This is a genomic window from Pseudalkalibacillus sp. A8 (assembly GCF_045920555.1).
GTDB lineage: Bacteria > Bacillota > Bacilli > Bacillales > Fictibacillaceae > Pseudalkalibacillus.
This window is the reverse complement of the sequence record NZ_CP174509.1, coordinates 5,113,190-5,125,030: the sequence shown is the minus strand read 5'-3', so window position 1 is coordinate 5,125,030 and position 11,841 is coordinate 5,113,190. Positions and strand designations below refer to the sequence as shown.

General features: G+C 44.7%; 7 protein-coding genes. 6 read left to right on the top strand and 1 reads right to left on the bottom strand.

What is annotated here, in order from left to right; translation table 11 throughout:
• Window positions 1-63: 63 nt before the first annotated feature.
• The 4 genes from ACJROX_RS25840 to ACJROX_RS25825 all read left to right on the top strand — a co-directional run bounded on the left by ACJROX_RS25840 (window position 64) and on the right by ACJROX_RS25825 (window position 7,974).
• Window positions 64-4,503, top strand: a complete 4,440-nt coding sequence (locus ACJROX_RS25840; RefSeq protein WP_408011777.1) for a glycoside hydrolase family 2 TIM barrel-domain containing protein — start codon at window positions 64-66, stop codon at window positions 4,501-4,503.
• 306 nt (window positions 4,504-4,809) lie between these two features.
• The gene (locus ACJROX_RS25835) at window positions 4,810-6,096 is read left to right on the top strand and encodes an ABC transporter substrate-binding protein (RefSeq protein ID WP_408008080.1); all 1,287 of its coding nucleotides are present in this window, start codon (window positions 4,810-4,812) and stop codon (window positions 6,094-6,096) included.
• Window positions 6,097-6,175: 79 nt separating this feature from the next.
• Window positions 6,176-7,153: a carbohydrate ABC transporter permease gene (locus ACJROX_RS25830; RefSeq protein WP_408008079.1), complete on the top strand. Its 978-nt coding sequence runs from the start codon at window positions 6,176-6,178 to the stop codon at window positions 7,151-7,153.
• Window positions 7,153-7,974, top strand: coding sequence for a carbohydrate ABC transporter permease (locus ACJROX_RS25825; protein WP_408008078.1), 822 nt, complete (start codon window positions 7,153-7,155; stop codon window positions 7,972-7,974). Before ACJROX_RS25830 ends, ACJROX_RS25825 begins: the two co-directional genes overlap by 1 nt.
• 178 nt (window positions 7,975-8,152) lie before the next feature.
• Here ACJROX_RS25825 and ACJROX_RS25820 read toward each other — a convergent pair whose 3' ends face one another.
• On the bottom strand, window positions 8,153-9,367 hold the full coding sequence (locus tag ACJROX_RS25820) for an ROK family transcriptional regulator (RefSeq protein ID WP_408008077.1): 1,215 nt from the start codon (window positions 9,365-9,367) through the stop codon (window positions 8,153-8,155).
• Between the two features lie 263 nt (window positions 9,368-9,630).
• Between ACJROX_RS25820 and ACJROX_RS25815 the strand changes: the two genes are divergently transcribed.
• Together ACJROX_RS25815 and galE are read left to right on the top strand one after the other, a co-directional pair.
• Window positions 9,631-10,812 (top strand): galactokinase, encoded by a 1,182-nt coding sequence (locus ACJROX_RS25815; protein ID WP_408008076.1) that lies wholly within the window; start codon window positions 9,631-9,633, stop codon window positions 10,810-10,812.
• A gap of 15 nt (window positions 10,813-10,827) precedes the next feature.
• Window positions 10,828-11,835: a UDP-glucose 4-epimerase GalE gene (gene galE / locus ACJROX_RS25810; protein WP_408008075.1), complete on the top strand. Its 1,008-nt coding sequence runs from the start codon at window positions 10,828-10,830 to the stop codon at window positions 11,833-11,835.
• Window positions 11,836-11,841: the final 6 nt, after the last annotated feature.

The window sequence follows — 11,841 nt, the reverse complement described above, 5'->3', positions numbered from 1 at the left end:
AGTCTGAACTACTTTTATAAGGAGGATGTAAACTTCAGGATCTTTAGGAGGTATTTTTTCTTGATGTTGTCGTTTTTGCTGATTTTCAGCGGATTGAATGTGCAAGCTCTGGCAGAAGCGGGGGAAGAGGATCCCGAATGGAATAACAATCCTGAAACCTTTCAGGTAAATAGGGAACCGGCCCATGCGACGTTGATGCCGTACAAGGATGTGAACTCCGCTCTGAAAGGAAACCGGGCTAAATCGACCCACTACATGTCATTGAACGGGAAGTGGCGTTTCCATTGGGCTAAGAACCCGGATGAACGACCAGTGGATTTTTTTAAAGAGGATTATGATGTGTCTGAGTGGGATAAGATTGAAGTCCCGAGCAACTGGCAGCTTGAAGGCTACGATTACCCGATCTATACAAACATCACGTATCCTTGGACAGGATATGAGCAACCAGATCCTCCTAAAGCACCCACTGTCTACAATCCCGTCGGTTCATACAAAAGAACCTTTACGGTACCTGGTAATTGGAAAGATGAAAAAGTATACATCTCGTTCCAGGGTGTAGAATCTGCCTTTTATGTATGGGTGAACGGAGAGAAGGTAGGCTATAGCGAGGATAGCTATACCCCGGCCGAGTTCGACATCACCGATTATTTGAAAAAAGGGGAAAACACGATCGCTGTAGAGGTTTACCGGTGGTCTGATGGTAGCTGGCTTGAGGATCAGGATTTCGTCAGATTGAGCGGGATCTTCCGTGACGTCTATCTCTATTCGACTCCACAGGTCCATATGAGGGATTTTACGGTGACGACGGATCTTGACGAAGTCTATGAAGATGGTACCTTGAATACGGAAGTGATCGTAACGAATAATGGCAATCAAACGGATGATCCGTATACGATCGAAGGAACTTTATATGATGATAACCAGGAAAAGGTGAGTGAAAACCCGATCGAAATGCAGGTGGATTTTGATGGGAAAACAGAAGTTACGGTCGATAAGGACCAGCTTTTCAAAGAGCCATTGAAGTGGTCTGCGGAACATCCGAATTTATACACCATGGTCCTGGCACTGAAAGATAAAGAAGGTAAGATCGTTGAAACGATGAGCACAAAGGTCGGTTTCCGGGAATTTGAACTAAAGGATGGGCAAATGCTCATCAATGGAAAGCCGATTACCTTGAAAGGTGTGAATCGCCACGAAACGGATCCGGATCGTGGAAGAGCGATCACCGAAGAGTCGATGATCGAAGATATCAAGTTGATGAAAAAATTCAATATCAATGCGGTCAGGACTTCCCATTACCCGAACCAGCCGAGATGGTATGAACTGGCGGACGAATACGGCCTCTATCTCATTGATGAAACCAATCTAGAGTCGCACGGTGCAAGAGGTGAACTTCCAGCCAGTGATCCTCAGTGGCTGCCTGCATCGATGGACCGGGTGAAAAGCATGGTGGAACGGGACAAAAACCACCCGTCGATCCTGTTCTGGTCGCTTGGAAATGAAGCGGGAAGCGGAAACACATTTAAGGAAATGGCGGATTGGGTCCATGAAAAAGACCCGACGAGGCTTGTCCATTATGAAGGGGATAACCGCTGGACTGACGTGGAAAGCCACATGTATCCGAGTGTAGAGGGTGTTGAAAACTGGGCTCAAACCCATCCTGAACGCCCATATATCCTTTGTGAATACGCCCATGCGATGGGGAATAGTGTCGGGAATCTCTATCAATACTGGGATGTCATCGACAAGTACGATAACTTACAGGGCGGATTCATCTGGGACTGGGTCGACCAAGGATTGAGGTGGCCGACACCTACGAAAAAACTGGTGTTTGATGAAAGCAACACTGAATTGAGCGGCGAATTATTTGGAGATGTTGTCGAAGGACATAGCGGTGAAGCAATCGATGGATATGTAACGCTGCCTGATGAAAGCGCTTTAGACATCACGGGCAAGGCTTTGACGGTGGAAGCATGGGTGAAGCCTGAGCCAACCAATGGACACAGCCCATTCATCGCAAAAGGGGATACCCAATATGCAATCAAACAAAATGGCGATCAGCTCGAATTTTTTGTGTATGATCAGACCAATTCATGGGTGACCGTGGAAGCGCCGATCCCTGAAAACTGGAATGGAAACTGGCACCATGTTGCAGGAGTTTATGATGGACAATCCCTGAAGCTTTATGCTGATCATGAATTACTTGCGGAAAAGGAATTCACCGGGGAGATCAAGAGTAATGCCTATCCGGTCAATATCGGAAGGAATGCTGAAAAAGGCCGGACTACGAATGCAGTGCTTGACCAGGTACGGATCCACGAGCGAGCTTTGCCGCTTGATGAGTTGAAGGATGAAAATCGTACTCCTGGAGAAGGTACTGTCTTCTGGATGGATTTTGACAATATGAAGGAAGAACAGTATGAACAAAAAGAATATTTCGCCTATGGCGGGGATTGGGGAGACAATCCGAACGATGGAAACTTCCTTGATAACGGCCTCGTATTCCCAGACCGGGAAGTTCAGCCTGACCTATGGGAAGTGAAGAAAGTCTATCAAAATATCGAGATGGAAGCCGCTGATTTAGTAAACGGGGAAATTTCCATCAAAAATGAACATCTCTTCACGAACATTGATGCTTTTGATGCCAAATGGGAATTGAAAGCAGACGATAAAGTGATCCATAGCGGAGATCTGAAAGAACTCGATATCAAGCCAGAGGAAGAGAAAACAGTGGACGTTCCATTTAAAAAGCCGGAACTCAAAGAGGGTGTCGAGTACTGGCTGAATGTCAGCTTCAGCCTTCCGGAAGCTACTGCATGGGCGCCGAAAGGGCATGAGGTCGCAACCGAGCAGTTCAAGGTTCCATTCGATGTCCCTGAACGAGAAGCAGAGGATCTTTCTGACATGAGCGATCTTGAAGTGAAGGAAACCGATCAAAGTGTAAATGTGACAGGTACGGATTTTGAAGTGGCATTCGATAAAGAGGTAGGAACCATTTCCAGCTTTACGTTTGAAAATACGGAGCTTTTGAAATCCGGACCAGAGCCGAACTTCTGGAGAGCACCGAACGATAATGACAGAGGAAACGGCATGCCATCCAGAACAGGGACATGGCGTGATGCTGGAAGCGGCCGTGAAATTACGGATGTGTCTGTTGAAAAATTAGGTTCAAAAGCAGTCAGGATCGATGTGAACGCTGTTTTGCCGACGACAGATGAATCTGATTATAAAGCTTCCTACATCGTCTATGGTTCAGGAGAGGTCGTCGTGAAAAATACGTTGATGCCTGGTAGCGGTCTACCTGAAATCCCTGCTTTCGGAATGGAGCTTACTTTGCCGGAAGAATTCGAAGCGATGACATGGTATGGAAGAGGACCTCATGAAAACTACTGGGATCGTAAGACTGGTGCGGACGTCGGTCTCTATGAAAGCATCGTGGACGATCAATTCATCCCATACCTAGAACCACAGGAAACCGGGAATAAGACGGATGTACGATGGGCGACCTTCACGAACAAGAAGGGAATCGGGCTTATGGCTACAGGGGATCCATTGCTTGAAGTAGGCGCCCTTCATTATACGGAGGAAGACCTTGAAACAGCCAGCCATCCGTATAAGCTGGAAAGAAGAGATGACATCACTGTCAGTCTCGATTACAGGCAGATGGGAGTCGGAGGAGATAACAGCTGGGGAGCAAGGCCTCATCCTGAGTTCACGCTGTATCCGAATAAGCCATATTCATACAGTTATCGTCTAAATCCGATTTCTAAAAACGACTCCCCGATGGACTTGAGCAAACGGGTAATCACAGATGAGCTGGTCAAAGGTATCGACATAAACGGGAAGCCGTTAGAAGATTTCAATGCTGAGATCACGGAATATGAACTGGATTATTTAGAAGGTACGATTTCTGAGGTTCCAGAAGTCCAAGTCACGCCGGTTAATGAAAATGTCGAGATCGAAATCGATGAGGCTGAGGACCTGCCGGGGGTAACGACGATTACGGCAAAGTCTGCAGATGGACTGCTGGAGAAAACCTATACCATCAATTTCAACCTCGTCCCGCATCTGTATTTGAGTGATATCGATTGGGTAAGCGCGCAAGCAGGATGGGGTTCCGTGAACAAGGACAAATCGGTTGATGGCAACCCGATCACCTTGAAGACGGAAGATGGGGATCGGATCTTTGAAAAAGGGATCGGCACGCATGCCCATTCTGAAATCGTCTATGATATTGCCGGAAAAGGGTACAAGTATTTCGAGGCAATGGTCGGTGTCGATCAGGAAATGAAAGGTAGGACCTGGGGAACCGTCACTTTCGAGGTTTACCTGGATGGAGAAAAAGCATATGACAGCGGTTTGATGAAAATTGATACGCCTGCCAAAGCGGTAAAAGTCGATCTTGAAGGCGCAAAAGAGCTGAAACTGGTCGTAACCGACTCAGGTGATAACAACTATGAGGATCATGCCGACTGGGGAGACGCCAAGTTCACCACTGACTAATAGAAAAGGGGCTGACCAATGAGGGTCAGTCCTTTTTTGGACAAAAAAACAGGGTCAAACTACAAAAATTTTAAATTGACTACAAAAACTGAAAGATTATCTATAAAAGTGAAAAATTATCTATAATAACGATAAACCAATCCTAATATGAAGAGGCTGGATCTACCCAGACTCTTTAATCATGACAAAATAATGAAGATGATAACAAAATAGTACAGGGATTTCCTGCTCTCCCTCTCCTAATAAGGTGGTAAGCTTGAATTGTTAGCGTTTACATTTTAATTCAAATAAGGGGGAACTGTTGAAATGAAAGCGAGAAAACTGAAATTCATATCCTTATTGCTTGTCCTTGCGATGGTTTTAGCAGCATGTAATAGTAATTCCGATTCCAGTTCAGGAGATGGAAACAGCGACAAAGATGCCAAGCTTGATATCTTCAGCTGGTGGACTGGAGCCGGTGAAGAAGATGGCTTGAACGCCTTGATTGAACTTTTCAAAGAGAAACATCCTGATGTGGAAGTGGAAAATGCAGCGGTAGCAGGTGGGGCTGGTACAAATGCGAAAGCAGTGCTTGCGAGCCGTATGCAGGGGGATGATCCTCCAGCGACGTTTCAGGTCCATGGCGGGGCAGAGCTGAATGAAGGGTGGGTTGCCGCTGGAAAAATGGAACCGTTGAACGATCTTTATGAAGAAGAGGGCTGGAACGATAAGTTTCCTCAGGATTTGATCGATATGGTAAGTAAAGACGGGAATATCTACTCCGTTCCAGTGAATATCCACCGTGGAAATGTCCTTTGGTATAACACGAAAGTTTTTGAGGAAAATGGCATCGAGGTTCCGACGACATTCGATGAGTGGTTTGCAGCCGCTGACAAGCTGCAAGAAGCAGGGGTTACACCACTGGCGCTTGGTGACAAAGAACCGTGGACTGCTACCCAGCTTTTTGAAACAACCCTACTAGGCACGCTGGGTCCAGATGACTATAATAAACTGTTCACTGGTGAACTATCTTTTAAAGATGAAAAAGTGAAACAAGCAGCTGAAACTTTCAAGAAGATGCTTTCTTATATCAACGAAGACCACAGTTCCCGAAACTGGCAGGATGCTTCCCAATTGGTTGCAAACGGCGAAGCAGCCATGAACGTGATGGGTGACTGGGCTAAAGGTTATTTTGTCAATGACTTGAACCTTAAAGTGAAAGAAGACTTCGGATGGGCTGAAACACCGGAAACAGATGGTGAATTCATGGTCATCACTGATACATTCGGACTTCCAAAAGGCGTTTCGAATCCTGATGATGTGAAAAAATTCTTGTCTGTACTCGGTTCTGTTGAAGGTCAGGATGTTTTCAATCCGTTGAAAGGATCGATTCCTGCCCGGACGGATGCGGATGTATCCAAGTATGATGCATACGGACAAGAAACAATCGAAGAATTCAAACAAGCTTCTCTAGTACCAAGTCTTGCTCACGGATCTGCTGCTCCGGAAGGTTTCTTGACCAAAGTGAACCAAGCCGTAAACATTTTTGTTACACAACAAGATGTTGATCAGTTCATTGATTCTCTTGATCAAGCTTCAAGTGAATTGAAGTAACGTTGAAATCGGAAGGGGGAAGGAGGTTATGCTCTTCTCCCTTTTCTTTTTATGATTCAATCCTGAAGGAGGTTCAGTCATGGATCCGGTTCGATCATCAGTGAAACACACACCACCAGAATTAAAAGTTTCAACAAAAAGAAAGAAAAAAGTCCTGACAAAAGATCATCTCATGGCGATCGGGTTTCTCATACCATCCCTGATCTTGATCGCTGTTTTCGTTTATGGATTCATCGGATGGACAGGTTATGTCTCTTTAAGTAATTGGAATAGTCTTGTACCTGATTTTTCCTTTGCTGGACTTCAAAACTATATCTATCTGTTCCAGGATTTTCGTTTCCAGGCAGACTTGAGGAACACGTTGTTTTTTACGCTACTGTTTATCTTGACGGTCATTATTATCGGAATCGTCCTTGCGATCTTATTGGATCAGAAAATCAGACAAGAATCTTTATTCCGGAACATTTTCTTTTTCCCGATGGCGTTGTCCTTTGTCGTTACGGGTGTCGTCTGGCAATGGCTTTTGAATCCATCAACTGGCGTAAACCTTTTTTTGAGTAAAATCGGTCTGGATTCCAAATGGTACACGGATACAACTATTATTCCAGGGATATCATGGGGGAAAATCGAATTCGGCATTCCAGTTGCCATCATTGCGATTGTGATCGCAGCCGTTTGGCAAATGACAGGATTTTCAGTAGCGATGTATCTTGCAGGTTTGCGAGGAATTCCAGAAGAAGTGAGAGAAGCTGCCCGTATCGACGGTGCATCAGAGTTCCAGGTGTATTGGAAGGTCATTTTACCTTTACTTCGTCCGATCACGATCAGTGTGGTGATCATCATGGCCCATATCTCACTGAAGATTTTCGACCTGATTTATGCGATGACAGGTTCGGGAGCAAATTATGTAACCGACGTTCCAGGTGTTTATATGTATGAAACAACCTTCAGAGGTAATTATTACGCTAACGGGGCAGCAATCGCAATCATCATGTTATTGTCAGTTGCGATCTTTATCGTTCCGTATCTGATCTCAAGCAGAAAGGGTGAGTCTTGATGGCGATTCGTACAATTACACGGCCCCTTTTGTACCTGCTATTGATTGCATTCAGTCTATTTTATTTGATGCCGGTTTATGTCATGTTGGTCACAAGCTTGAAGCCCCTTGATCAAATCACGTTGGCACAAATGTGGCAGCTGCCGACTTCAATTGACTTCAGCAGTTATTCTGTGGCATTTTCAAAGCTTGCGCCTAATCTGATGAATAGTTTCTATCTCGTCATACCAGCGACGATCATTTCAGCTTTACTGGGTGCTTTGAATGGCTATGTGCTTTCAAAATGGCAGTTTAAAGGCTCGAATACACTTTTTACAGCGATCTTATTCGGTATGTTCATTCCTTATCAAAGTATCCTGATTCCACTGATCCAGTTTTTGAGGGAGATCGGTCTATATAACTCGATTGCAGGGCTGGTTTTCGTGCATGTCGTTTACGGACTTCCGATCACAACCCTGATGTTCCGTAACTTTTATGCAAGTATACCGGTTTCGATGATCGAGTCGGCTAAAATTGATGGAGCTGGATTCCTCAGGATTTTCACTCATATTATGATGCCGCTGTCGATCACAGGGTTTGTAGTGGTAGGGATATGGCAGTTTACGAACATCTGGAACGAGTTCTTATTCGCCGTAACCATCACGACTTCTGATCAACAGCCGGTCATGGTGGCCTTGCAGAACCTTTCAGGAAGCCAGATCGTCCAGTGGAATGTCCAAATGGCAGGCGCCTTGCTTGCTGCATTGCCGACACTGCTCGTATATATCCTGCTCGGAAAGTTTTTCGTAAAAGGACTGCTCGCAGGATCGGTGAAAGGGTAATTAATTTCTGTACCAGGCACCTTCTCAGAAGCCTTGTCGGAGAAGAGGTTTGGATCGGTGCCTGGTACCGATTTTTTTAGATGGAGGAGCGCCAAATAATTTATCGGTGCAAATCAAAAATATATCGGTGCAATTCCGAAATTTATCGGTGAATCCCAAATTGGGCAAGGAACCTTAATTAATGGCGCTTGAAGAATTCTTCTAAAATGAGGACGCATGATCCGAATGCAGACGCGTTTTCGCCTAATTTTGATAGAACAATCGGGGTTTCTTTCGCTTTTTTTGTCAATCCTCTTGAGTGGATGGTTTCTTTTATGCCATCCATCAAGAAATCCCCAGCTCGGGAGACACCTCCACCAATGATTATTCTTTCAGGGTTCAGGGTATGGATGAGGTTGATCAATCCGATTCCTAAATATCTTCCTGTCTGGTTCAATAGCTCAATACTGAAGTCATCACCTGCACAGGCTGCTTCGTATACGACTTTGCCATCCACTCTCTCAAGATCATTGTCTACGATATCAAGGATTCGGGAAGATCTTCCTGTCTTCAATTCTTTTTTAGCCCGTTCAGCAATAGCTGGTCCACCAGAAAGCGTTTGAAGGCAACCATAATTTCCACAAGTGCATTTTGGACCTGATAAATCGATGGTCACATGCCCGATCTCACCAGCGATGTCACTGTCTCCATGGAAGAGCCGGCCATTGATCATGATTCCAGCCCCGATCCCATGCCCTACATTAACCCCTACCAGATTATCCTCATTATTTCCGTTTCCAAACCATGATTCTCCTAAAGTCATCGTACGTGCATCGTTTTCAACTTTTATGAGCATCTCGAATTCCTTTTCCAATTCCGTTTTGATCGGGATATCATAAAGCTGGAAGGATGGGGCGAAAAGGGAGATGCCTTTTTCAACATCGACAATCCCGTGCATGCCCACTCCGATACCGATGAACTTCTTCGGATCATTTCTCCCTGGTTCCAGGAGGGTATGGATTCCCTTTTTCATGGTGTCGAGGATCTCCTCTTTGGTAGGATGTTCCTTAATTTTCAAAACAGCCGTGTCTTTCAGGTCTCCGAAAAGGTTGGACACGACGAAGTTCATCTTGTATCTGCCTACATCTATTCCAATCATGTAAAACTGATCAGCATTAATTTCAAGCAAAGTCGGTTTTCTTCCCCCCTGGGAAGTCCCTTGTGTTGTTTCAATGACGAATTTACTCTCGATCAATTCCTTTACGATATTACTGACCGTTGGTGGGGTCAAGCTCGTTTGTTTGGCAATTTCCGCTCTGGAAATCGGTCCTTTTACCCGGATCATATTCAATATTGAACTCCTGTTGATCGATTTCATCAACTGGAAGGTACCTCTAGTATATTTCGACGACATCATTTTTCCTCCACGAGATTCTAATTAAAATAATCATATCATACTGATTTTACATAACTTAAGTAAATTAATTAAAAAACTTGGGATTCTATACCATTAAAGTCATAATATACAGTTCATCTCCAATCATAACGAAAATTAGTTCATTTTTTACTAAGACATGAGAGGGAAATTGTGATACTATTTAAGTAAATTAAATTAATTAATAAAGTTTTCGGGACTTAGAAACGGGTATCCAGTAGGCATTTCAACTAGTTTAATTAATGATAGAAAAAGTGGTGATCAGGATGGAAGATTTGAAAAGATGTTTCATTGAACAATTTGGTGAACAGGGTGGTTTGACGTCATATTTCGCGCCAGCCCGGGTGAACTTGATCGGGGAGCACACGGATTATAATGGAGGTCATGTCTTCCCTTGCGCCCTTACGTTAGGTACTTATGCCGTAGCAAGGAGACGGGAGGACCGGACCATCCGATTGTATTCGATGAACTTTGAGGGGACAGGTGTCGTCGAAGTACAAATCGATAAACTGCGTTTTGCCGAGCACCATGATTGGGCGAACTATCCGAAAGGGGTGGCTGCTATTTTCCAAGAGGCCGGGTATGAGTTCACCTCTGGGTTTGATGTTGCTTTTTATGGAAATATCCCAAACGGAGCAGGCTTATCATCATCCGCTTCGATTGAAATGGTCACGGCGGTCATGCTGAAAGATCTTTTCCATCTGCAAATCGACCAAATTGAAATGGTGAAACTGTCCCAAAAAGCTGAAAATGAATTCATCGGTGTCAATTGCGGCATCATGGATCAATTCGCGATTGGAATGGGAAAGAAAAACCATGCCATCCTGCTTGATTGTGACACGTTAGCATACCAGTATACACCGATCAATTTGAAAAACGAAAAGCTGATCCTGGCCAATACGAACAAACGAAGAGGATTGGCAAATTCTAAATACAACGAAAGAAGGCAGCAATGTGAGGCTGCATTAAGCTCCTTACAAGAAAAGCTGGATATTGAGTCGCTTGGTGACCTGACAAGAGAAGAATTCGAAGCCTACAAGCAACTGATCCCGGATGCCCTGGTCCGTAAAAGGGCCAAACATGCCGTTTACGAGAATAGTAGAACCATAGAGGCAGTTCAAAAATTGAATGCTGGCGATGTAACCGGGTTCGGTAAGCTGATGAATGAATCGCACATCTCCTTACGTGATGACTATGAAGTTACTGGAAAAGAATTGGATGTATTGGTGGAAGCTGCATGGAATGAAGGAGCGATCGGGTCGAGAATGACCGGTGCAGGATTTGGAGGATGCACCATAAGTATTGTACCGGATGATCGTATTGATTCTTTTATTGAAGAGGTTGGAAAAACCTATAACGCTGAAACAGGGCTTGAAGCCGAATTTTATGTGGTCGATATCGGAGATCAAGCGAAAAAGTTATAAGAGGAGGGAAATGGAATGGCTGTATTAGTATGTGGTGGAGCAGGATATATCGGAAGCCATGCGGTCGCTCAACTTTTGGATCGGAATCAAGAGGTGGTCGTAATCGATAACCTGCAAAAAGGACACCGGGAAGCTGTATTGGGAGGAGCCGCCTTTTATAGTGGTGATCTACGGGATGAGGCATTCTTAGATAACGTGTTTAAAGAAAACGATATTGGTTCTGTGATCCACTTTGCTGCCGATTCATTAGTGGGAGAAAGCGTTGAGGATCCCCTGAAATATTATGATAATAATGTATACGGAACAACTTGCCTGTTGCGGACGATGGCAAAGTATGAAGTGAAGAACATTGTGTTCTCCTCTACTGCAGCTGTCTATGGAGAGCCCGAACAGATTCCGATCTATGAGACGGATTCTACTGTACCTACAAACCCTTATGGGGAAACGAAATTGGCCATCGAAAAAATGCTGAATTGGGCAGAGCGAGCGCATGGTATCCGACACATTATCCTCCGTTATTTTAATGTAGCTGGTTCAGATCACGAGGGAAGGTTAGGGGAAGATCATGATCCGGAAACCCATCTCATTCCGATCATCCTTCAGGTAGCCCTCGGTAAAAGGGACAACATCCTTATTTTCGGTGATGACTATGGGACAGAAGACGGGACCTGTGTCAGAGATTATATCCATGTAACAGACCTGGTGGAAGCTCATTTGATCGCCATTGAAAAATTAAAAGCCGGCCATAGAAGTTCGGTTTACAATCTTGGGAATGGCAAAGGATTTTCGGTAAAAGAAGTCATTGAAGCGACGAGAAGGGTAACGGGACAAGAAATTCCTGCACAAGTTGTGGCAAGGAGGGCAGGAGACCCTGCCAAATTGGTCGCATCCTCAGAAAAAGCCTTTCGTGAGCTAGGTTGGGAGCCGAAGTACGCAAATCTTGAGGCAATGATCGGGACTGCCTGGAATTGGTTCAAAGAGAATCCGGACGGTTATAGTAATCAGGAAAAATCCTACGCGTGAGGTGAA

Coding starts and splice junctions, on each gene's coding strand:
- ACJROX_RS25840 (WP_408011777.1), top strand. CDS start 64: ATGTTGTCGTTTTTGCTGATTTTCAGCGGATTGAATGTGCAAGCTCTG.
- ACJROX_RS25835 (WP_408008080.1), top strand. CDS start 4,810: ATGAAAGCGAGAAAACTGAAATTCATATCCTTATTGCTTGTCCTTGCG.
- ACJROX_RS25830 (WP_408008079.1), top strand. CDS start 6,176: ATGGATCCGGTTCGATCATCAGTGAAACACACACCACCAGAATTAAAA.
- ACJROX_RS25825 (WP_408008078.1), top strand. CDS start 7,153: ATGGCGATTCGTACAATTACACGGCCCCTTTTGTACCTGCTATTGATT.
- ACJROX_RS25820 (WP_408008077.1), bottom strand. CDS start 9,367: ATGTCGTCGAAATATACTAGAGGTACCTTCCAGTTGATGAAATCGATC.
- ACJROX_RS25815 (WP_408008076.1), top strand. CDS start 9,631: ATGATAGAAAAAGTGGTGATCAGGATGGAAGATTTGAAAAGATGTTTC.
- galE (WP_408008075.1), top strand. CDS start 10,828: ATGGCTGTATTAGTATGTGGTGGAGCAGGATATATCGGAAGCCATGCG.